At 42.5% G+C, this 20,595-nt stretch carries 24 protein-coding genes and 1 riboswitch; all 24 genes read left to right on the top strand.

Going from position 1 to position 20,595, the window contains the following annotated elements; translation table 11 throughout:
* Positions 1 to 262: 262 nt before the first annotated feature.
* The 24 genes from EYS13_RS05215 (at position 263) to EYS13_RS05100 (ending at position 20,581) form a co-directional block, all read left to right on the top strand.
* Positions 263 to 724: a ribosome maturation factor RimP gene (locus EYS13_RS05215; RefSeq protein ID WP_227766603.1), complete on the top strand. Its 462-nt coding sequence runs from the start codon at positions 263 to 265 to the stop codon at positions 722 to 724.
* 80 nt (positions 725 to 804) lie between these two features.
* Positions 805 to 1,866: a transcription termination factor NusA gene (nusA, locus tag EYS13_RS05210; RefSeq protein WP_227766602.1), complete on the top strand. Its 1,062-nt coding sequence runs from the start codon at positions 805 to 807 to the stop codon at positions 1,864 to 1,866.
* A 29-nt stretch (positions 1,867 to 1,895) separates the two neighbouring features.
* Positions 1,896 to 2,150, top strand: a complete 255-nt coding sequence (rnpM, locus tag EYS13_RS05205; protein ID WP_227767807.1) for an RNase P modulator RnpM — start codon at positions 1,896 to 1,898, stop codon at positions 2,148 to 2,150.
* Positions 2,128 to 2,442: a L7Ae/L30e/S12e/Gadd45 family ribosomal protein gene (locus EYS13_RS05200; protein ID WP_227766600.1), complete on the top strand. Its 315-nt coding sequence runs from the start codon at positions 2,128 to 2,130 to the stop codon at positions 2,440 to 2,442. The genes rnpM and EYS13_RS05200 overlap by 23 nt, the downstream gene beginning before the upstream one ends.
* A gap of 23 nt (positions 2,443 to 2,465) precedes the next feature.
* Positions 2,466 to 4,859 carry a translation initiation factor IF-2 gene (gene infB / locus EYS13_RS05195; protein ID WP_227766598.1) on the top strand — a complete coding sequence of 798 codons (2,394 nt, stop codon included), beginning with the start codon at positions 2,466 to 2,468 and terminating at the stop codon, positions 4,857 to 4,859.
* Positions 4,860 to 4,874: 15 nt separating this feature from the next.
* Entirely contained in the window at positions 4,875 to 5,234 is a 360-nt protein-coding gene (gene rbfA / locus EYS13_RS05190) for a 30S ribosome-binding factor RbfA (protein ID WP_227766597.1), read from the top strand.
* Positions 5,231 to 6,193 (top strand): DHH family phosphoesterase, encoded by a 963-nt coding sequence (locus tag EYS13_RS05185; protein WP_227766595.1) that lies wholly within the window; start codon positions 5,231 to 5,233, stop codon positions 6,191 to 6,193. Before rbfA ends, EYS13_RS05185 begins: the two co-directional genes overlap by 4 nt.
* A gap of 20 nt (positions 6,194 to 6,213) precedes the next feature.
* The gene (truB, locus tag EYS13_RS05180; RefSeq protein WP_227766593.1) at positions 6,214 to 7,128 is read left to right on the top strand and encodes a tRNA pseudouridine(55) synthase TruB; all 915 of its coding nucleotides are present in this window, start codon (positions 6,214 to 6,216) and stop codon (positions 7,126 to 7,128) included.
* Positions 7,129 to 7,137: 9 nt separating this feature from the next.
* Positions 7,138 to 8,094: a bifunctional riboflavin kinase/FAD synthetase gene (locus tag EYS13_RS05175; protein WP_227766591.1), complete on the top strand. Its 957-nt coding sequence runs from the start codon at positions 7,138 to 7,140 to the stop codon at positions 8,092 to 8,094.
* 38 nt (positions 8,095 to 8,132) lie between these two features.
* Positions 8,133 to 8,354, top strand: coding sequence for a hypothetical protein (locus EYS13_RS05170; protein WP_227766589.1), 222 nt, complete (start codon positions 8,133 to 8,135; stop codon positions 8,352 to 8,354).
* A gap of 23 nt (positions 8,355 to 8,377) precedes the next feature.
* Positions 8,378 to 8,599 carry a hypothetical protein gene (locus tag EYS13_RS05165; RefSeq protein ID WP_227766587.1) on the top strand — a complete coding sequence of 74 codons (222 nt, stop codon included), beginning with the start codon at positions 8,378 to 8,380 and terminating at the stop codon, positions 8,597 to 8,599.
* Between the two features lie 147 nt (positions 8,600 to 8,746).
* A complete protein-coding gene (rpsO, locus tag EYS13_RS05160; RefSeq protein ID WP_227766585.1) occupies positions 8,747 to 9,016 on the top strand; it encodes a 30S ribosomal protein S15 in 270 nt (89 codons plus the stop codon).
* A 200-nt stretch (positions 9,017 to 9,216) separates the two neighbouring features.
* Positions 9,217 to 11,388 carry a polyribonucleotide nucleotidyltransferase gene (locus tag EYS13_RS05155; protein WP_227766584.1) on the top strand — a complete coding sequence of 724 codons (2,172 nt, stop codon included), beginning with the start codon at positions 9,217 to 9,219 and terminating at the stop codon, positions 11,386 to 11,388.
* 175 nt (positions 11,389 to 11,563) lie between these two features.
* A complete protein-coding gene (locus EYS13_RS05150; protein WP_227766581.1) occupies positions 11,564 to 12,283 on the top strand; it encodes a polysaccharide deacetylase family protein in 720 nt (239 codons plus the stop codon).
* 130 nt (positions 12,284 to 12,413) lie between these two features.
* Positions 12,414 to 13,520, top strand: a complete 1,107-nt coding sequence (locus EYS13_RS05145; RefSeq protein ID WP_227766579.1) for a D-alanyl-D-alanine carboxypeptidase family protein — start codon at positions 12,414 to 12,416, stop codon at positions 13,518 to 13,520.
* A gap of 86 nt (positions 13,521 to 13,606) precedes the next feature.
* Positions 13,607 to 14,872 (top strand): M16 family metallopeptidase, encoded by a 1,266-nt coding sequence (locus EYS13_RS05140; protein WP_227766578.1) that lies wholly within the window; start codon positions 13,607 to 13,609, stop codon positions 14,870 to 14,872.
* 11 nt (positions 14,873 to 14,883) lie between these two features.
* Entirely contained in the window at positions 14,884 to 15,342 is a 459-nt protein-coding gene (gene dut, locus EYS13_RS05135) for a dUTP diphosphatase (protein WP_227766576.1), read from the top strand.
* 100 nt (positions 15,343 to 15,442) lie between these two features.
* Positions 15,443 to 15,616: an aspartyl-phosphate phosphatase Spo0E family protein gene (locus EYS13_RS05130; protein ID WP_227766574.1), complete on the top strand. Its 174-nt coding sequence runs from the start codon at positions 15,443 to 15,445 to the stop codon at positions 15,614 to 15,616.
* A 436-nt stretch (positions 15,617 to 16,052) separates the two neighbouring features.
* The gene (locus EYS13_RS05125) at positions 16,053 to 16,382 is read left to right on the top strand and encodes a hypothetical protein (protein ID WP_227766572.1); all 330 of its coding nucleotides are present in this window, start codon (positions 16,053 to 16,055) and stop codon (positions 16,380 to 16,382) included.
* Positions 16,383 to 16,397: 15 nt separating this feature from the next.
* Complete coding sequence (locus EYS13_RS05120; protein WP_227766571.1) at positions 16,398 to 16,667, top strand: YlmC/YmxH family sporulation protein; 270 nt, start codon at positions 16,398 to 16,400, stop codon at positions 16,665 to 16,667.
* 69 nt (positions 16,668 to 16,736) lie between these two features.
* Positions 16,737 to 16,921: riboswitch (Lysine riboswitch) on the top strand.
* Positions 16,922 to 17,031: 110 nt separating this feature from the next.
* Positions 17,032 to 17,829, top strand: a complete 798-nt coding sequence (gene dapB, locus EYS13_RS05115) for a 4-hydroxy-tetrahydrodipicolinate reductase (RefSeq protein WP_423055324.1) — start codon at positions 17,032 to 17,034, stop codon at positions 17,827 to 17,829.
* Positions 17,830 to 17,924: 95 nt separating this feature from the next.
* Entirely contained in the window at positions 17,925 to 18,824 is a 900-nt protein-coding gene (gene dpsA, locus EYS13_RS05110) for a dipicolinate synthase subunit DpsA (RefSeq protein WP_227766567.1), read from the top strand.
* 11 nt (positions 18,825 to 18,835) lie between these two features.
* Entirely contained in the window at positions 18,836 to 19,429 is a 594-nt protein-coding gene (locus tag EYS13_RS05105) for a dipicolinate synthase subunit B (RefSeq protein ID WP_227766565.1), read from the top strand.
* A gap of 144 nt (positions 19,430 to 19,573) precedes the next feature.
* Positions 19,574 to 20,581: an aspartate-semialdehyde dehydrogenase gene (locus EYS13_RS05100; RefSeq protein ID WP_227766563.1), complete on the top strand. Its 1,008-nt coding sequence runs from the start codon at positions 19,574 to 19,576 to the stop codon at positions 20,579 to 20,581.
* Positions 20,582 to 20,595: the final 14 nt, after the last annotated feature.

Below are 20,595 nucleotides of genomic sequence, written 5' to 3'. Positions count from 1 at the left end.
GAAAATAGCTGTAGAATGCTAACGGCGTGCCGGCCATTTTGTTGCGACATTAAAAAACTTGCCATTTCCTAGTAAATAATGTATACTATTTTACGGAGTCAAGTGTGTAAATGTGTTTTTATTACAGAGTGGGTCTTTACCCACTCTTTGCTTTAGCTTATAAGGCCTTTTGCTTCAGCGATTTGCTTCCTGTAGTTTCAGAATAGTATATTTTGGCAATTCGTGCGGCAGAATAGGAACAGCTTAATAATGGAGGTTTTGTATGGCAAAGTACAATGTGGAAGAAAGAGTAGAACAACTGGTGAAACCTGCTATTGAAGAGGCTGGCTATGAACTGGTTTCAATTCAATATGTTAAAGAAGGTCCGGATTGGTATTTGCGGTTTTTTATTGATCATCAAGAAGGTATAGGCCTGGATGATTGCGAATTAATCAGCCGCAAAGTTGAAGCAATCTTAGATAAAGCTGATCCTATTCCTGACAGCTATGTGCTTGAAGTTTCTTCTCCGGGTATTGAACGCCCATTAAAAAATGACGAAGATTTTGCAAAATACCAGGGTGAACTGGTCATCATTACCACTTTTGCTCCTGTTGAAGGGAAAAAGCAGTTTAAAGGAATTTTAAAAGGAAGTACTGCCGAAGAAGTTAGTTTGCTGGTAGGGAAAAAAGAGATGCATATTCCTCGCAAGCTGATCAGCAAAGCTCACTTAACGGTGGATTTTTAGTTGCAACATTATGGCAAGAATCCAAATATCAGGATTGTTTTGCTGTTTTGACCTCAGGACTATAAGGGGAGGGGTAAAAAATGAATATGGATTTTATTGAAGCTTTAAAGGAAATTGAAAAGGAGAAGGGAATAGAGGTTGATGTACTGCTGGAAGCTATTGAGGCAGCGCTAATTTCAGCTTACAAAAAAAATTTCGGCTCGCAAAATGTCCGGGTCAGCATCGACCGTGTAACCGGTGAAATCAAAGTCTATGCTCGTAAAAGTATTGTAGAAGAAGTTGTGGATCCTAAGAGTGAAATCACCCTGGAAGACGCCCGCAAAGCTCACCCTAATTATGATTTGGGAGATATTTATGAAACAGAAGTAACCCCTCGTGAATTCGGGCGTATTGCCGCCCAAACGGCAAAGCAGGTAGTTGTGCAAAGGATCAGGGAAGCAGAGCGCAACATAATTTACGATGAATTTGTTAGCAGGGAAGATGACATTGTTACAGGCATAGTACAGCGCCAGGAACTGGGTAACGTATATATAGATCTGGGCAAAGTGGAAGCTTTGCTTGCTCCAACAGAACAGATTAACGGAGAACAATATAATTACGGCGATAGGATCAAGGCCTACATAGTTGAAGTGAAAAAAACTACCAAAGGCCCGCAAATTTTGGTCTCAAGGACTCATCCTGGATTGCTCAAAAGGCTTTTTGAACTTGAAGTACCGGAAATTTTCGATGGAACGGTGGAAATAAAATCGGTAGCCAGAGAAGCCGGTGCAAGATCGAAAATCGCAGTGTATTCCAAGGATGAAAATGTGGATCCGGTTGGCGCCTGTGTTGGTCCAAAAGGTATACGTGTACAAACAATTGTTAATGAGTTAAAGGGAGAAAAGATCGATATTGTAAAATGGAGCAAAGATCCGGCAGAATACGTTTCCAATGCGCTTAGCCCGGCCAAAGTCATAAGTGTAGACGTCAATGAGGAGCAAAAAATAGCCAGGGTTATTGTCCCCGACTATCAATTGTCCTTGGCAATTGGCAAAGAAGGTCAAAATGCCAGGCTCGCAGCTAAACTGACCGGCTGGAAAATCGACATTAAAAGTGAATCGCAGGCTGGACCGGGGAATGCAGGTGTGGTAGAGGAGGAATAGAATTGAAAATAAAAAAAATTCCTCAAAGAATGTGCGTGGGTTGCAAGGAAAAAAAAGGGAAAAAAGACTTAATAAGAATAGTCAGGACTCCGGAAGCGGAAATTCTTGTTGATCCAACGGGAAAGAAGGCTGGACGAGGTGCCTACATTTGTCCTGAGGTAGAATGTTTAAATAAGGCCGTTAAAAGTAAAGCTTTGGAACGGGCTTTGGCAGTAAACGTTAGTCCTGAAATTATTAGCAATTTAGAAAACCAGTTAAAAAATGAAGAACCTAGAAAAGATTAATGCATTGTTGGGTTTTGCCCAGAAAGCAGGTAAGCTGGTTTCCGGTGATAACACCTGCAGAGCAAAATTTAAAAAAATTCATTTGATCGTTTTAGCCAGCGATTGTTCACCAGCTACAAATGAATATTACCGGGCTCTATGTCATAGAGAGAAAAAACCTATTCTAACCATGGGAAACAGAGTTGAGTTAGGTACTGCCATTGGCAAATCCCCAAGGACGGTACTAGGAATTACCGACGTCAACTTTGCCCGTCAAATTTTACAGTTAATTACGGGAGAAGAGAGAGAATAGGCTAAAATTTTGGGGGTGAATTAATGAGCAAATTGCGTGTCTATGAACTTGCCAAAGAAAAAAATTTAAGTACAAGAGAGTTAATGTGGATTTTTAATAAATTAGGCATAGAAGTAAAATCCCATATGAGTACCATAACCGCAGAAGAGCTTAAAAGACTTGAAGAGTATCTACAGCCCAAGCCAAAAATAGAAGAACAAGGAAACCGTACTCATCCTCTGCGAAAAAATCCTGAATCCCAGGCCAGTGGCATAAACGTAAATAAAAAGAATGTTGATAAGAACAGCGGAGGTAAATCAGTTTCCCATAAGAAAAATAACCCTGCTAGCCATGCTAAGCCCAAACAGACTAACAATGGGGTGGAGCAGGGCGGCTCAAACGATAAAGTCAATCACGGGGATAACAGCCAAAACGCCAAGCAACCTGGTAAAAAGGGCCTGCGGCAGGGGGGGCAAACTGATCTGAAGAAGGATCACAGCGAAAAAACTATTGCTTTTGCGGCTCATGTTAAAAATTATTGTGACGAGGATAATGATTTTGGGCCTAAAAAGCAAACTATTAAGAAGAAAGCGGCCGACGAAAAGAAACTTTTTGATGCGAGGAATAAAAAGAAAAAACAGTTTAAAAAGAATAACCAACCTGCGCCGAAGCCGGAAATCCAGGCAATTAAGAAGATCGTGCTGGGGGAATCGGTCGTTGTCCAGGATTTTGCCAAAAAAATTGGAAAAACAGCTTCAGATGTGATCAAAAAATTAATTGCTTTAGGTGTCATGGCAACAGTTAACCAAGAAATAGATTTTGAAACTGCTGCAATTATAGCAGCTGAATATGGTATAGAGGTTGATTTTAAAACAGATAAGCCTCTGACGGAAATTGCTGAGATTGAAGATGACCCGGCTACCCTGAAAGAAAGACCGCCTGTTGTTACCGTGATGGGCCACGTAGATCATGGTAAGACTTCGCTTTTGGATGCCATCCGTTTGACAAATGTTACCGCTACTGAAGCCGGCGGCATCACCCAGCACATTGGAGCTTACCAGGTAGAAGTAAAAAAACGCAAGGTTACCTTTTTGGATACACCTGGGCACGAAGCTTTTACAGCTATGCGGGCCCGGGGTGCGCAGGCAACGGATATTGCGGTCCTGGTTGTGGCGGCAGATGATGGCGTAATGCCGCAGACCGTAGAGGCAATTAACCATGCTAAAGCAGCCAATGTGCCCATTATTGTTGCCGTAAACAAGATTGATAAGCCTGAAGCTAACCCCGAGAGGGTAAAACAGCAGCTTACCGAATACGGTCTTGTTCCCGAAGAGTGGGGAGGAGATACTTTATTTGTTCCTGTCTCCGCTCTTAAGAAAGAAGGGATTAACGAACTGCTGGAAGTAATTCTTTTAGTGGCGGAAATGAGTGAACTAAAAGCAAACCCGAACCGTTTGGCAGCAGGAGTGGTGATTGAGGCTGAATTGGATAAAGGCAGAGGCCCGGTCGCTACCGTACTGGTGCAAAAAGGAACCCTGCGGGTGGGGGATATTATTGTCACAGGCGCTACTTACGGCAAAGTACGGGCAATGGTAGATGATAAAGGCCATCGAATTAAAGAAGCCGGCCCTTCTGTTCCTGTTGAGGTTTTAGGTTTGTCTGCCGTCCCTGAAGCTGGCGAAATCTTCCAAGTTGTGGAGGATGAAAAACTGGCTAAAGAGGTGACTAACCAGCGGCAAATTGTTAAACGCCAAGAAGAATTGCAACAAAACAATAAAATAAGTCTGGATGATCTATTCAAAAATATTAATGCAGGCGATTTAAAAGAACTTAACATTATTGTTAAAGCCGACGTGCAGGGGTCAGTTGAAGCCTTAAAACAGTCCCTGGAACGGCTAAACAATGAAGAAGTCAAGGTGAATATTATTCACGGCGGTGTAGGTGCAATCACTGAAACTGATGTGATGCTGGCTTCCGCTTCAAAAGCCATAATTATCGGCTTTAATGTTCGGCCTGATGCTAATGCCAGAAGAGCTGCTGAAAACGAACAAGTGGATATTAGGATTTACAGGATTATCTATGAAGCTATAGACAGTATTAAAGCGGCTATGTCAGGTTTACTGGAACCCGAATTGAAGGAAACTATTCTGGGTAGAGCTGAAGTGAGGGCAATTTTTAAAGTACCAAAAGCAGGGGTTGTGGCAGGTTCTTACGTTGTTGAAGGCAAGATTACCAATAAAGCTAAAGTAAGGGTTATTAGAGACGGCATAGTTATTCATGAAGGAGAAATAGATTCGCTGCGCAGGTTTAAAGATGACGTAAAAGAAGTAGCTCAAGGTTTCGAATGCGGGATAGGTTTAGCACGTTTCAATGACCTCAAAGAAGGGGATATTATTGAAGCATATACCTTTGAAGAGATAAAAAGAGAGCTTAAATAAAGCGGGGTGGAAAGTATGGTTTTCCAAAGATCCCAACGCGTCGCCGAAGAGATGAAGAGGGAAGTTGCTGAAATCCTGCGGAACGAATTGAAGGATCCCCGGATAGGATTTGTGACAATCACCAGTGTGGAAGTAAGCGGTGATTTACGCTACGCAAAAGTTTATGTCAGCGTATATGGAAAATCGGAGGAGCAGAAGCAGACTTTGGAAGCACTGAATAAAGCCAGTGGTTTTGTAAGAAGGGAAATAGGAAAACGAATTCAACTGCGTTATACTCCGGAAATTGTCTTTAAGTTTGATGAATCCATCGAACATGGTGCAAAAATTGCAGAGCTTTTGAATAAGGTTCAAGCTGAAGGGGTAAGCAAAGAATGAAATTAAACACTTTAGTCAGGGTAGTAAATGAGCTGATTGCAAAGCGGCAACCGGTTTTAATAACTACCCACGAAGCGCCCGACGGCGATTGTATAGGTTCTGCTTTGGCTTTAGCCTTGGCTTTGCGGCAAAAAGGTCTAAAGGTCAGTGTAGTTAACAAAGATCCGGTTCCGGAAACTTTGACATTTTTGGCAGGGAGTCAGGAAGTTCTGCTCCCTGCCTCTTTGAGTACGGAATTCGAAGTGGCAATAATAGTTGACTGTACTGATTTGGGCAGGCTGGGGTTTGAGCTGCCTCAGGGGGAGACGCAGCTGATTAATATTGACCACCACGTCAGCAATACAAGTTTTGGCACGTACAATTATGTTAATCCTAAGGCTTCAGCCACCGGTGAAATCATTTACAATTTATTAAAAGAAATCGATGTAGAGATAGGACCGGATATAGCAACGGCTCTATATACTTCTCTGGTTACGGATTCTGGGTCCTTTCAATACGAAAACACTTCACCTGAAACACTGCGGATAGCAGCCGAATTGTTGGAAAACGGAGCGGAAACAAATATCATAAGACAATATCTTTGGGAGAATAAGCCTTTGCCGGCTATAAAGGCTCTACAAGCCGCGTTAAATTCTTTAACAACTGCCGCTGACGGAAAACTAGCTTGGGTAGCATTAGACATGAAAAGCATTGCTGCTATCGGCGCAAGTAATGAACATTTGGAAGGTTTGGTTAATTACCCGCGCTCTATTGCAGGAGTAGAAGTTGGGATGTTTTTTAAAGAAGTGGAACCGCAAAAGATTAAGGTTTCTTTACGTTCCAAGCAATACGTAGATGTTAATGCCCTGGCCCAGAAGTTTGACGGCGGCGGTCATCGCCGCGCTGCAGGCTGCACTATCTATGCACCGTTAGAACAGGCAGTAAATACTATGGTTATGGCTGTGCAGGAAATGCTGTAGGAGAAAAGGCGGGTTTAAGAATGCATGGTTTTATTAACGTTTTGAAGCCTCCGGGTATGACCTCCCATGACGTCGTTGCCTGGATGCGTAAACTTTTAGCCATCAAAAAGATTGGACATGCCGGTACTTTAGATCCTGCTGTGCCTGGTGTATTGGTATTGGCTGTAGGGCAAGCCACAAGGCTGGTGGAATATGTGCAGGAACACCATAAAAGCTACCGCTGCGAAATGTTGTTGGGGCTTACTACTGACACCCAAGATATGGAAGGAGAAGTATTATGCACACGGCAGGTGCAAAAGGAGCATTTGCAAAATCTCAAGAATATTTTTTCCAGATATATCGGACAAATTAGTCAAATACCCCCAATGGTCTCTGCGGTCCATTTTCAAGGCAGAAGATTATATGAACTGGCCAGAGAAGGTATTGAGGTTGAACGTGAACCGCGTCAGGTGTATATCTACAAATTGGAAATTGTCGAGGAATTTTTTCAAGAGCCTCCTTATCGGTTGCTTTTCGATGTTACATGTTCCAAAGGGACATATATCAGGACTTTATGCCACGATATAGGTGAGGCATTAGGCTGTGGTGCGGTCATGTCTTATCTTCTGCGTACAGCTTCGGGACCGTTCCGAGTTGAAGATGCCTGGACATTGGAGGAAATTACAAAAGCTTGCGCCAAACAGGATTTTAGTTTTTTATTGCCGCCCGAAACCGGCATAACCAATTTGCCAAAGGCCATCGTTCAGGAAAGCGATGTAAGGCTGGCGTTAAACGGGGTGAAAATCTCAAACAATAGTTTATTAGATTTCCCCGAGAATCTACAAACCGAGGAGCTTGTAACTTTGTGGAGCCCTGACAAAAAACTGCTTGCCATTGGCATCCAGCAAGGTTCGGGGCAAAACGGTTTTATCCGCATTAAAAAAGTGTTTAAATGAGGTATGGGTATGGACATATTGCATCAGTTGCCTGTGTCTTGCGAAAAATCAGTAGTTGCTTTAGGCAATTTTGACGGCATCCACTTAGGACATCGGAAATTAATTGCCGGAGTGGTGGAAAAAGCGAAACAAACGAACTGTAGTTCTGTGGTACTTACTTTTGACCCTCATCCCGAACAAGTGCTTTTTCCGGAACGACCGCTGAAGCTGCTGCTTTCTAATAAAAAAAAGTCGGAGCTGATTGCTCAGCTAGGTGTTAGGAAACTGGTTTATCTGCCTTTTGATTTAAAATTGGCCCAATTATCCCCGGAAGAATTTGTGCGTCAGGTTCTAGTGCAAGGGTTAAATGTCAAAAGTGTTTTTGTGGGTTTCAATTATACTTTCGGCAGGAAGGCATCAGGTACCACCGAGACTTTAAGTAAATTAGGAAGGGAACTGGGTTTTGAACTGCAGGTAATACCACCTGTAAAGGTTAAAGGGGAGATAGTTAGCAGTACCAGCATCCGTGAAGCTTTAGAAAAGGGAAGAGTGGAAAAGGCAAGGGAACTGTTAGGTTATTGGCCTGTTTTGAGCGGTCGTGTGGTTTCCGGTCAACAAAAAGGTAGAACTATAGGTTTTCCCACTGCTAATTTGCAGGTGGATGACAATATTCTGATACCGAAAAACGGTGTATACGCAAGTTTGGTCAAATTAGGTAACAAGCGGTATTATGGGATGACTAACATTGGAAAGAAGCCCACTTTGGCAGAAGATCTGCCAATAACAATCGAAATAAACATTTTTGGCTTTAGCCGCGATATTTACGGTGAGGAACTGGAGGTCAGCTTTTGCCATAGGTTAAGGGATGAACAGAAATTTGCTTCGCTATACGATTTAAAAGCTCAATTAGACATGGATTATAAAAAATCAACGGCAATTTTGCATTCCTTGGAGAATATTACCACGCATATCTCCACGGATTCCTAATATACATTTCATACACAATAAATCCAGGGAGTGGTCAAATGTTGCCGGTAATCGATGACCGTCATAGTGAGATGGATCGTTACGCTCATTATGTTGCCAATATTGTTTTCAGCGAGCGTTTCTTAAGTCTGAAAAAAGAATTGGAAAGGATATACTCCCGTAACGGCCTTGAACGGGCCAAACAGAGAGCATTTCAGGAGGCCTTCTATTCCATCATTGCTGAAGAGGACCAAGAACTGATAGTTTATGGTGTGGGCTAAAGAAATCAGCGAGGGTGGGCCCGATGCGAGTTTTAATTACTGAACATGCGAAAAAGCGTTTAAAAGATTTCAGGCAGGAGAACATTACGCTTGCTGATATTACCGAAGCGGCAAAAAAGATTCCCGGTCAAATCCCAACAGCTACGCGCTTTAGGGGTTTTTTTTCTCAAACCGGAAGGATGTTTGATCTGGTTGCAAAAGATATACCTGCCGGTCGGCTCGTGATCACTGTTATCGGCAAGTGACAAATTTCAACTATGGCTTGCTTAGCTCATGCTCATTTAGTATAATACAAATGCTAGAATTATTTATGAACCTTAGGCTAGGAGATTCGAAGGCCTCGACGTTTTTCTTGGCTTAAGGGGATACAGGGAAATAAGGAGGTGATATTTATGTCTGCGTTTGCTGCTAAGAAACAGGAAATCATAGAAAAATTCAAACTGCATGAAACAGATACCGGATCTCCAGAAGTGCAGATCGCGATTTTGACAGAGAGGATCAACCATTTGACTGAACACCTCAAGGTTCACAAAAAAGATTTTCATTCCCGCAGAGGTTTGTTAAAAATGGTCGGCCAAAGAAGGGGATTGTTAAATTACCTCAAGGATAACCATTTTGAGAGGTACCGGCGGATAGTAGACCAGTTAGGATTGAGAAGGTAGAGCGCAGTGGCGCTCTTCTTTTTTTAAATCTTACTCTAAAATACGCCTTTGGGTTCCCATATTGGTTGGCAAACGGTTTTTTAAGTGGTCCAGACCACGAAGATGGTATTTTTTGTGTTTACGGCAGGAAATAATATATTATATGTCGAATTGGTAAAAGTTTGATGGCATTGAGCTATGTTAGGAGGTTTTTGGTAAAGATGCACCCATATGGAACGGTTTTGCGGAAAACATTGCTGCTGCAAGGTAGGGAATTGGTATTAGAAACAGGAAGGCTGGCACGGCAAGCGAGCGGATCAGTTTTGGTTCGTTACGGCGATACAATGGTACTGGCTACTGCAACTGCTTCTGCAGAGCCCAGAGAGGGTATAGACTTTTTCCCACTAACCGTGGATTATGAAGAACGGCTTTATGCTGTAGGTAAAATTCCCGGCGGGTTTATCAAAAGAGAAGGAAGGCCCAGTGAAAAAGCCATTCTTTCCGGTAGACTCATTGATAGGCCTATTAGACCGCTTTTCCCCAAAAACTATCGCAACGATGTTCAAATCATAACTACAGTGCTTTCTGTTGATCAGGATAATCCACCCGACGTAGCGGCTATGATCGGAGCTTCGGCTGCATTGACAATTTCCCAAATTCCATTTCTTGGCCCAATTGGAGCAGTAAGGGTAGGCTTGGTGGATGGTCAACTGATTATTAACCCAACTCTTGTGCAAGCTGAAAAGAGCAGGTTAAATTTAGTAGTAGCCGGCACTAAAGAGGCAATTATGATGGTTGAAGCTGGAGCCCATGAGGTGCCTGAAGAAACTCTACTGGAAGCAATTATGAAAGGACATCAAGAGATTATTCAAATCGTGGAATTTATTGAAAACTTCAGGCAGGAAGCAGTAGAGTTGGGATTAGCTAAAGAAAAAACTGAAGTATCGGAAGAGATTATTAACCCGGATATTGAACAAAAAATAAAAGAATATATAACTGCTCCGCTGGACAAAACTATCAGGCTCTGCGCTGGCGAACGGAAACGCAAACAAGAGCGGGAAGAAATTATGGATAACCTAAAAAAAGATTTGTTTGAACATTTTTTTGCAGAACACCCCTTGATTCTGGAAGAATATCCGGAGAGCGAAAAATGGTTTAAGAACTTATTGGCAAAGACAGAAAAGGAGTTAGTAAGAAATTTAATTCTTAAAGAACAAATACGGGTAGATGGAAGAGGTTTGGAGGAAGTGCGCCCGATAAGCTGTGAAGTGGGCCTCTTACCTAGAACCCACGGTTCCGGTTTGTTTACCAGGGGTGAAACCCAAGTATTAACGGTTACAACCCTTGGGCCTGTAGGGGATGAGCAGATACTTGACGGTTTAGGTGTTGAAGAGTCTAAACGGTATATGCACCATTACAATTTTCCACCATACAGCGTTGGAGAGGCCAGGCCGCTGCGCAGTCCGGGAAGGCGTGAAATCGGACATGGCGCTTTGGCTGAAAGAGCTTTGGAACCCATGTTGCCTTCGGAAGAAGATTTCCCCTATACAATCCGGCTGGTTTCCGAAGTGATTGGTTCTAACGGTTCTACTTCCATGGGGAGTGTTTGCGGCAGTACTTTGTCGTTAATGGATGCTGGCGTGCCTATCAAAGCGCCTGTGGCCGGGGTTGCTATGGGTTTGGTGAAAGAAGAAGACAATGTAGTTGTGCTTACGGATATTCAAGGTGTTGAAGATGCTCTAGGAGATATGGATTTTAAAGTGGCAGGCACCAAAGATGGCGTTACTGCTTTGCAAATGGATATTAAGATTTCTGGGATTAACCGGGAGATACTGCAGAGAGCACTTGAACAGGCCAAAAGAGGACGTTTGCATATTCTGGAAAAGATGCTGGAGGCTATACAGGAGCCCCGTCCGGTTATTTCTCCGTATGCTCCCCGCATTATAAGAACAACTGTCGATCCTGAAAAAATCCGCGATATCATTGGACCCGGTGGTAAAATTATCAAAAAGATTATTGAAGAGACAGGAGTAGAAATCGATATTGAAGATGACGGAAGGGTATATATAGCAGCGAGTGACGGAGAAGCGGGAGAAAAAGCTATCAGGATTATTGAAGCGATAACCAAGGAAGTGGAAGTAGGAAAAGTTTATGTGGGTAAAGTGACCAGGACTACTGATTTTGGTGCTTTTGTAGAAATTATACCCGGGGTTTTAGGGATGCCAGGTAAAGAAGGTCTGGTCCATATTTCCCAGTTAGCTGAAGAACGGGTGGCCAAAGTGGAAGATGTGGTTAAAGAAGGGGATGACATTCTGGTCAAAGCAACCGGTTTTGATCAGCAAGGCAGGTTGAAGCTTTCCAGAAAGGAAGCCTTAAAAGGAAATAAAAGCTAAAAAGCCATAGCTTAAAGGTTATGGCCTTTTACTTTTTGCTGTTCCAAATAAAAGCATTAGGCAGTAGGACGAAACCCTCCAGTTCCGTCCTTTTATTTTGTTGATCCAGTCATAAAGGCAACATGGGCAGGAGTATAATCTAAAGGTAAAATATTACCTTAAGGAGGTTACTCCCATGCGCATTTTTTATTGGAGTAAAAAACAGTTAGTGAAATGGCTTTTAGTTCTTTTTACGGCTGTAGTTTTTGGCATGGTTGGGCATGATTTTTGGCGGAGCGATTTAGTGGTAACCACAACGAAGGCACAGCCTATTTATCAGGGAGATAACAGCGCTCAGAAAATGGCATTGACTTTTAATGTTGATTGGGGCGAAGAACATCTACCCATAATCATGGATATTCTAAAAAAATATGAGGTTAAATCAACTTTTTTTATCACCGGGCGGTTTGCTGTAAAATTTCCCGAACTGGTGAAGCAAATAGCAGAACAAGGCCATGAGCTTGGCAACCACGGCTATTCCCATCCTCATCCGGACAGGATCAGCAAACGGGAGAACCAGGATGAAATCAAAAAGACTGAGGAAGCCATTTTAAAAGCCTCTGGCCAACAAACGGTTCTTTTTGCACCGCCCTATGGAGAGCACCAGCCCCATGTAGTTGAAGCAGCTGAAAATGTTGGATATAAAACTATCATGTGGACAATTGACACTATCGACTGGGATAAGTCTAAAAGTCCGGAACAAATTTACCAAAAGGTAATCAAAAGTGCACAAAACGGAGCCATAGTTCTAATGCATCCAACCGATCGTACAGCTTTAGCTTTGGAAACAATGCTAAAGACGCTTCAAGAACAAGGTTATGAGTTAACTACAGTTTCTGATGTGCTGCCAAAATAATTGCAAAATCCTCAATGCCGATTAAGCTACTAAAATTTAGCAAGTTATATATCACTAGTTTCATTCGCATACTAAAAAAGATTTTTTAAAAAAGAATTTTGAATATGATTGGCATTGAGGGGGGTCGTCATTGATTAAAATTTTGGTAACGCTTCATTTAGCAGGCTTAATCTTTTGGGCAAGCATTTTTCCCGGTTACGCAGCGGAGTTGCCTCTTACTGCTCAGGCTTACGTGTTAATGGATGCAAAGACAGGAACGGTCCTGCTAGCGAAAAATGCAGAACAAAAAAGACCACCTGCTAGCACAACTAAAATTATGACAGCAATTTTAGCGTTAGAGCAAGGGGAGTTGAATAAAGAGGTCTGTATAAGCCATAGAGCGGCTGCAGTAGGTGAAGCTTCAATTTACCTTGAGCCTGGCGAAAAAATTACTGTATTAAACTTGGTTAGAGGGGCTTTAATAAAATCCGGGAATGATGCAACAGTTGCTTTAGCTGAATACTTAAGCGGCTCTGAAGAATTGTTCGTGGTTTTGATGAACCGAAAAGCTAAATTGCTTGGCGCTTTTAACTCTAATTTTAAAAACCCAAACGGCCTACCTGCTCCGGAGCACTATTCAACAGCTTACGATTTAGCGCTTATGGCCCGCTACGGGTTACAGTCCCGGGTATTTCAAAGCATTGTTAGTACTAAACAAATTACAATCCCCTGGTATGGGAAAAAATGGGGAAGATATTTGCAAAACACAAATAAGCTTCTGTGGAAATACCCGGGAGCAAATGGTGTTAAGACAGGGACTACCAAAGAAGCAGGTAGTTGTTTGGTTGCTTCGGCCAAAAGAGGTGGCCGGCAGCTAATTGCAGTTGTGCTAAAAAGCAGGGACCGGTTCGGGGACGCAGCAACGCTTTTGGACTATGGTTTCTCTTCCACAACTTTTGAAAACATCGCTAAAGGGACAGAATTTGGAGCAATATATGTGCCAAATGCTCTTAACTATAGGATCCCAATAGTAACAGCGCACACTTTTGCTCATGCTTTGCCGAAAGGTTCGCGGCTAGAGCGGGTAGTTATTTTAAACAAAAGAGAATACGGCACAATAAAAAAAGGCTCCCCGGTTGGTTATTTGCTAGTCAAGTCCCAAGGTCAAGAATTGGCCAGAATTCCTCTTATAGCCAAAGATGAGGCAATGCCGAGAGAACAAAAAATTAGAAAAATCTTGCATCCCTTCTTAAATTAAAAGATAATAGTATCTATTGCAGCAGGTTTTTTGTTAAAATACAAGAATTATATAGTTGGTGTGTCGAAAAACAAGGAGAGATGGCTATGTGGAAAAAAGATACCTTGGATAATGGCGTAAGAGTAGTTACTGAAGAAGTTCCTTATGCACATTCTGCTGTAATAGGCATATGGGTAAGAACCGGTTCCCGCAACGAAGATGAAACTAACCACGGCATTTCCCACTTCATTGAGCATTTGCTTTTTAAAGGAACCAGCAAACGCACCGCAAAACAAATCGCTGAAGAGTTGGAAACTGTTGGTGGGTCACTGAACGCATTTACAACTAAAGAATATACCTGCTATTACGCTAAAGTACTGGCTGAACACCTTGATTTAGCCATAGATCTGTTAAGCGACATGTTTTTTAATTCTACCTTTTTAGAGGAAGACATCGAAAAAGAGAAAAATGTTGTATTAGAAGAAATAAAGATGTATGAAGACTCACCTGATGAGTTAATTCATGATCTCTTTGCTCAGACAGTATGGCAAAACCATCCGCTGGGAAGGACCATTCTGGGAACAACAAGCTCAATTAGCAACTTAACGCGTCCCAAAATCATAGATTATTATTTGCAAAAATATAACCCACATAATGTAGTAGTTGCTGTAGCGGGCAAAATTAAGCACGAAGAAGTTGTAGACAAGCTTCAAGGTTTTTTTGCTAATTGGTATAAAAAAGTTGGAGATTCAAAACAACATGGACCGGTACCACAATCAGCAGTTGTCCTTAATCCGAAAGATACTGAACAGGTACAAATCTGTTTGGGGGCGCCAGGCTTGCCGCAGGGTGATGAAAATTCCTATGCTTTAATCGTGCTAAACAACATTCTCGGAGGAGGGTTAAGCTCAAGGCTTTTCCAGGAAATACGGGAAGAACGGGGGTTGGCTTATTCCATTTACTCCTATCATACGGCATACTTTGACAGCGGTCTTTTTACCATTTATGCGGGGACTAGTCCCAATAAAGTAAGGGAAGTTATTGAACTTACACTGAAAGAAATAGCAAAACTGAAAAAAAACGGGATAACTGCCGAGGAACTGCATAGAACTAAAGAGCAAATAAAAGGCAACTTGCTTTTGAGCATGGAAAGTGTTTCCAACCGCATGAGCAGACTCGGTAGGACTGAATTGTGCTACGGGAGAATAATTTCTGCAGAAGAAATTGTTCAAAAAACCGGCGAAGTCACCGCCGAGCTAGTTTATGATCTCTGCAACATGCTTTTTAAAGCTGAAAAATTTTCTCTTACTGCTATAGGCCCCTTTCAGGAAAATTTTGACTTCTACCATATATTAGAACAAATTGGTATATGAGGTGTGCGATTTTGGAATTTAAATTAAAAATAAAAAAAATGTCTCCGCTCGTGGGTCAAAAGGTGCCATTGCCTAGCTATGCAACTCCCGGCTCGGCGGGACTGGACCTCCGTGCTTGCCTGGAACATCCCTTGACGCTCTATCCCGGGGCAATCGCAAAGGTCCCTACTGGGTTAGCGATTGAGATGCCTTCAAAGTTTATGGTTGGTTTGGTCTGTGCAAGGAGTGGTTTAGCCAGCAAACATGGCATAAATTTGATTAATGGCGTAGGAATAATTGATAGTGATTATACAGGAGAAATAATTTGTCCGGTATACAATTCGGGTACAGAAGCCTACACAATAAAACCGGGCGAGAGAATTGCCCAAATACTATTTTTGCCGTTAGCCGTTGCTCAAATTAAAGTTGTAGAGGAGTTGCATCACACAGATAGGGGAGCAAAAGGCTTTGGCTCAACAGGTACAAATTAATGTAAATGTTTAGTAACATTGGAAATACCCGTATTTCTAAAATCCAGATATAATGTTAATAGTCATTTTAAACTTTACTCTGGCAGGGTGGGGGGTAATTATGGACCGGTTGTTAGAGCTGGCAGAAAAAATTGAAAATTTGCGCCGCCAAATACATAACTTGGTCAGGGATCCTAACGAAGCACCTGATCCAGCAATCATCAAGCTTAACCAGGACCTAGACTGTTTAATTGTAGAATATACCAGGCTAACCAAGGAGGCTCCGGGTAGTTAATCCGGGGCGTTTTTTTTATCTATTATGAAATGAAGCACTTATGTCCGCTGTTTTGGATGACTTCGCCAAGAGCGCTTAAACTATTCAGTCTCTTTGCAAGTCTTATAAAGTCTTTCTGCCGTACTCACGCTTGGTACAAGTCAAGTTTTCTTTACGTTTGACTACCAGCGGCACACACTGACGCGGGTGCTCTCGCTCCAGCGCTCTTCTCAGTCCATGTTGCCCAGCCGCTTACAGTCAAACGCTTTACAGAGCGATCTATGGCTTGTCAAAAGGAGCAGTTACGATATAATGGATTGCAATTTTTCATTTCTCTGAGGGTGCTGCGACGGCAGCCTAGGTGTCTGTCGTAAACTCTGTTCTGTTGGCGTATTTTGCCTTATAACGCATATTTTCCCAATGACTAAAATATACATAAATGTGAGGGGGGATGCGTATGTGGTGGAAACCAATCCTGCTGGTTATTTTGCTGTTATTTGTTTTGACGCTGTCTTTGCGGGAACAGATAAAATTGCGATATAAAAGCCAGGCTAAAGAACTTCCCCAGGAACCGGTTGGCGGACTTATATCACAGGCCTTAGCCCACTTGGTAGGAGTGGCTGGCGGCATTTATCTTTCCCTAATTATGCTGACTTCTTTTCTGGGGATAGCGTTTCCTGAATCATTTCAAATCTTAGGTATTTCTCTGGACCCCTTGGCCTTCATATCCCTTTTGATTGCTTTGTTGCAGCCATGGCTAAGCAAACTATATTACTCTTATAGGTAAGTGAGGAAAACGAGCATGAAGTTAAGTGAATTAATCGGCAAAGATATAATCAATATAGCCGACGGAGCTAGACTGGGGACCGTAGGAGATTCTGACTTAGTAATCAATATTGAAACAGGGCATGTGGAATCAATAATTCTCCCTAACAACGGCGGTTTGTTTGGATTTTGGCGCGGTAGTTCGCAACTGGTAATACCCTGGCAAGCAGTAAAAAAAATAGGCAGTGAAGTTATTGTCGTAGAATTAGAGCAGAATACGGTCCGCATGCGCCACTATTTGTTTTAAAAGGTATTGACTGAGGTAATAAGGTGTGCTATTATTTAAAAAAATTTGAAAGCGTACCTCATCTCTCGGAGGTGAGGTAGAGGCGCGGAGCTGTCAAGAGTACTTTTCAAGAAAAGGGGAAGATGATTGAAAAGGAAAGGGGCCTCCGCCGAAGTTCGCATGTTTCCCGAGGCTTGCGGGCTGGGCCTGCATCGAAGAGGTGCAGGACTGTCACTTGAGGAATCCTGGACCTCAAGTGGAGCACTATCTCGCTATCAGGAAGAGATTGAGCATTGCTACATGCGATTAAAAGGCTGTGGGCATTAGTATGCTCTTTCAGCCTTTTTATTTTGTTGAAAATAGGGAGGAGTAGGTCGGGTTTATGGTGAAGAAAACGAAAGTGGTAGTAACTGGAGCATACGGCAGAGTCGGAAGGGAGGTAGTGCGAGCAGTTTTAAACACAGATGATTTAGAATTAGCAGGGGCTGTGGATCTAAGAGGCCAAGGACTTGATGTTGGTTTAGTTGCTGGTCTGGATTTGCAAGGAATTACTATCACTGATGACCTGGAAGGCATACTGCAAACTAAGCATCCGGAAGTTTTAATAGATTTTACTACAGCTGAGGCTGTTCTGAAAAACAGCGTTATGGCTATCAATTACGGCGTATCGCCAGTAATAGGTACCACAGGTTTAACCACCGATCAGCTGGATGAACTTCATATCTTATGTGAAAAAAAACAAATCGGAGCTGTGATTGCTCCCAATTTTGCAATAGGCGCAATTTTAATGATGCGTTTTGCCAAAGAAGCAGCCAAATATTTCCCACATGTGGAAATCATTGAATTGCACCACGAACAAAAATTGGATGCTCCATCTGGAACTGCCCTGGGAACCGCGCAGGCAATTCTGGAAGAAAGAGGTGAGCTTAAACAGGGCAATCCACATGAGTTAGAAAAAATTGTTGGTGCCAGAGGCGCACAAGTACAAGGGATTCATTTACATAGTGTCCGGCTGCCAGGGCTGGTTGCTCATCAGGAAGTGCTTTTCGGGGGACTGGGACAGACTCTTACTATCCGACATGACTCACTTAGCAGAGAATCTTTTATACCTGGCATACTCTTGGCGGTCAGAAAAGTAAGGCAGCTCCGTCAGGTGATAATTGGTTTAGATAGTTTAATATAAATTGTTAATATTTACGCATGCGTGAACAAGCACCACCTATTTGTACACTCATATATTGGATAGTAGTGTATGGAAACTGGAGGAGGTCCAGATATATGAGTGAGGATTTAGCTGGCATTACTCTTGCAGTAATTGGAGGTGATGATCGGGAATTAGTGTTGGTTTCCGAATTAATCAAGCGTGGCGCACAAGTTAAAGTTGTCGGTTTTCCACCGCATCCGGAATTAAACGGAGCCAGAATAGTGAGCAGTTTGCTCATGGCATTGGACGGTGTTGACGCCGTAATCTTGCCAATGCCTGGAACTGATGCCAACGGGGTAGTAAGGGCAATTTATGCTCAGGAGCAGTTGATTTTAAATGAGGGTATTTTGAGCAGACTGCAACCAGGTACTCCGCTTTTCATCGGAGTTGCTAAACCTTACTTACGGGAACTAATTAAAAAACATAGCTTGCGTCTAATTGAAATTGCCGAACTGGATGATGTAGCAATCCTGAATTCTATACCTACGGCTGAAGGCGCTATTCAAATTGCTATGGAAGAGCTTCCCATAACCATTCATGGAAGCAAAGCATTGGTTGTTGGCTTTGGACGCTGCGGGATTACATTGGCCAGGACATTAAAGGCTTTGGGTAGTGACGTATTTGTGGCTGCAAGAAAACCTGCCGACTTGGCCAGATGTGTGGAAAGTGGATATAAGCCGGTCAAATATTCCGAACTTCCCAAAGTTCTCCCCGAAATCCAAGTAATCTTTAATACAGTGCCACATCTTGTTTTAGACAGCTCTCGTATTGCCCTGCTGGGCAAAGAGTGCTTAATTGTGGATATAGCAGCCGCACCGGGGGGGACAGATTTTCCGGCAGCGCAAAAAGCAGGGATTAAGGCAATTTTAGCTCCCGGATTACCGGGAAAAGTAGCGCCTAAAACTGCAGGTAAAATACTGGCTGATGTTTACCCGGGACTAATCCTCCAAGAACTCCACAGGGACAGAAAATAGGGGGTGCGGTAATGCGACTGGTGAACAAAAAGATAGGTTTTGCAGTAACAGGTTCTCACTGTACTTTGGAAAAAATATTGTCTGAAGTTAAACGTTTAGTTGAAGAAGGAGCGGAAGTTACGCCAATTTTATCTGAAAATGTGCAGCAAACAGATACCAGGTTTGGCGAGGCAAGGCTTTGGACTGAAAAGTTGGTTGAAATAACTAAAAAAGAACCAATTACAAGCATTACGGAGGCAGAGCCAATAGGCCCTAAGGGCCTATTGGATGTGGTGCTGATAGCTCCCTGTACGGGAAACACTCTAGCAAAATTAGCAAACGGAATAACTGACGGTACAGTTTTAATGGCTGCTAAAGCTCATCTGCGTAACCAGCGCCCTGTCGTTTTGGCAGTTTCCACAAATGACGGGTTAGGCTTTAATGCTAAAAATATTGGCTTACTGTTAAACAGCAAAAATATTTACTTTGTTCCTTTTGGACAGGATGATCCTGTCAAAAAACCAGGTTCCCTGGTAGCTAAAATGGATAAAATCCTTGATACTGTAGAAGGAGCTTTAGCAGGCAAGCAAATTCAACCCCTGTTATATGGCTGGGAGAAAAGCTAAATTTTAATTGACGAACTATTTGGGACTTTAAAAGAAACCGATCAAATCCTAGAATAATAATAGATCAAATTACTGCTTGAGGAGCATTGAATCTTGCCAGTAGAATCAAAGTCATTTTATTATTCGTAGTTTGGAGGTATTAATATGAAACAATATAATGTTGCTATTGTCGGTACTGGCGCTGTCGGTCAAACATTACTTGAAGTATTAGCAGAAAGAAACTTTCCTATCAAGGATTTAAAATTGCTGGCCACACAAAGATCTGCTGGCAAGAAAGTGAGCTTTGCTGGCAAGGAATATACAATTGCTGAAACCACGGAAGATGCTTTTCAAGGGGTTGATCTGGCCCTTTTTGCCGGAGGAGCAGCCAGCAAAAAGTTTGCACACGCAGCTGTAGAGCGGGGCGCCGTAGTAATTGATAACAGTAGCACATTTCGTTTAGATCCCGAAGTGCCATTGGTTGTTCCGGAAGTCAACCCGGAAGATGTAAAGTGGCACAAAGGTATCATTGCTAATCCCAACTGCTCTACAATTCAGATGGTGGTGGCTTTAAAGCCGCTGCATGATGCAGCCAAAATTAAAAGAATAATTGTATCTACTTACCAGGCTGTTTCCGGGGCAGGACAAGAAGCTATGGATGAATTAGTGGTACAGACTAAGCAGTTTTTAAATTCTGAAAAAATTGAGCCGGTAGTGTTCCCCTACCAGATTGCTTACAACCTGATACCGCAGATAGACGTATTTTTGGAAAACGATTATACCAAAGAAGAAATGAAAATGGTCAATGAAACCAGAAAAATGTTTCATGATCAGGAGATAGCCATTTCAGCTACTACTGTTAGGGTGCCGATTATGCGCAGCCATTCCGAAGCTATCAATATTGAGACAGAACGAAAATTATCTGCTGCTGAGGCCAGGGAAATTTTACGCCATGCTCCTGGGGTGGTTGTACATGATAATCCTGCTGAGAAAATTTATCCCATGCCAATTTTTTCTTCAAACCGGGATGAAGTTTTTGTAGGAAGAATCAGGGAAGATATATCCTGTTCCAACGGTCTATGTTTGTTTGTTGTGGCTGATCAACTGCGCAAAGGCGCCGCAACCAACGCTGTACAGATTGCGGAATTGTTAATCAAATACGAATTAATTTAATGAGGTGCTCCCAA

This window comes from Zhaonella formicivorans (genome assembly GCF_004353525.1).
Lineage (GTDB): Bacteria > Bacillota > DUOV01 > DUOV01 > Zhaonellaceae > Zhaonella > Zhaonella formicivorans.
This window is presented reverse-complemented; position numbering and strand designations above follow the sequence as displayed.

Bases quoted from the DNA above. Each gene is read 5' to 3' on its own strand.
- EYS13_RS05215 (WP_227766603.1), top strand. From the start codon at position 263: ATGGCAAAGTACAATGTGGAAGAAAGAGTAGAACAACTGGTGAAACCT.
- nusA (WP_227766602.1), top strand. From the start codon at position 805: ATGAATATGGATTTTATTGAAGCTTTAAAGGAAATTGAAAAGGAGAAG.
- rnpM (WP_227767807.1), top strand. From the start codon at position 1,896: ATGTGCGTGGGTTGCAAGGAAAAAAAAGGGAAAAAAGACTTAATAAGA.
- EYS13_RS05200 (WP_227766600.1), top strand. From the start codon at position 2,128: ATGAAGAACCTAGAAAAGATTAATGCATTGTTGGGTTTTGCCCAGAAA.
- infB (WP_227766598.1), top strand. From the start codon at position 2,466: ATGAGCAAATTGCGTGTCTATGAACTTGCCAAAGAAAAAAATTTAAGT.
- rbfA (WP_227766597.1), top strand. From the start codon at position 4,875: ATGGTTTTCCAAAGATCCCAACGCGTCGCCGAAGAGATGAAGAGGGAA.
- EYS13_RS05185 (WP_227766595.1), top strand. From the start codon at position 5,231: ATGAAATTAAACACTTTAGTCAGGGTAGTAAATGAGCTGATTGCAAAG.
- truB (WP_227766593.1), top strand. From the start codon at position 6,214: ATGCATGGTTTTATTAACGTTTTGAAGCCTCCGGGTATGACCTCCCAT.
- EYS13_RS05175 (WP_227766591.1), top strand. From the start codon at position 7,138: ATGGACATATTGCATCAGTTGCCTGTGTCTTGCGAAAAATCAGTAGTT.
- EYS13_RS05170 (WP_227766589.1), top strand. From the start codon at position 8,133: ATGTTGCCGGTAATCGATGACCGTCATAGTGAGATGGATCGTTACGCT.
- EYS13_RS05165 (WP_227766587.1), top strand. From the start codon at position 8,378: ATGCGAGTTTTAATTACTGAACATGCGAAAAAGCGTTTAAAAGATTTC.
- rpsO (WP_227766585.1), top strand. From the start codon at position 8,747: ATGTCTGCGTTTGCTGCTAAGAAACAGGAAATCATAGAAAAATTCAAA.
- EYS13_RS05155 (WP_227766584.1), top strand. From the start codon at position 9,217: ATGCACCCATATGGAACGGTTTTGCGGAAAACATTGCTGCTGCAAGGT.
- EYS13_RS05150 (WP_227766581.1), top strand. From the start codon at position 11,564: ATGCGCATTTTTTATTGGAGTAAAAAACAGTTAGTGAAATGGCTTTTA.
- EYS13_RS05140 (WP_227766578.1), top strand. From the start codon at position 13,607: ATGTGGAAAAAAGATACCTTGGATAATGGCGTAAGAGTAGTTACTGAA.
- EYS13_RS05130 (WP_227766574.1), top strand. From the start codon at position 15,443: ATGGACCGGTTGTTAGAGCTGGCAGAAAAAATTGAAAATTTGCGCCGC.
- EYS13_RS05125 (WP_227766572.1), top strand. From the start codon at position 16,053: ATGTGGTGGAAACCAATCCTGCTGGTTATTTTGCTGTTATTTGTTTTG.
- EYS13_RS05120 (WP_227766571.1), top strand. From the start codon at position 16,398: ATGAAGTTAAGTGAATTAATCGGCAAAGATATAATCAATATAGCCGAC.
- dpsA (WP_227766567.1), top strand. From the start codon at position 17,925: ATGAGTGAGGATTTAGCTGGCATTACTCTTGCAGTAATTGGAGGTGAT.
- EYS13_RS05105 (WP_227766565.1), top strand. From the start codon at position 18,836: ATGCGACTGGTGAACAAAAAGATAGGTTTTGCAGTAACAGGTTCTCAC.
- EYS13_RS05100 (WP_227766563.1), top strand. From the start codon at position 19,574: ATGAAACAATATAATGTTGCTATTGTCGGTACTGGCGCTGTCGGTCAA.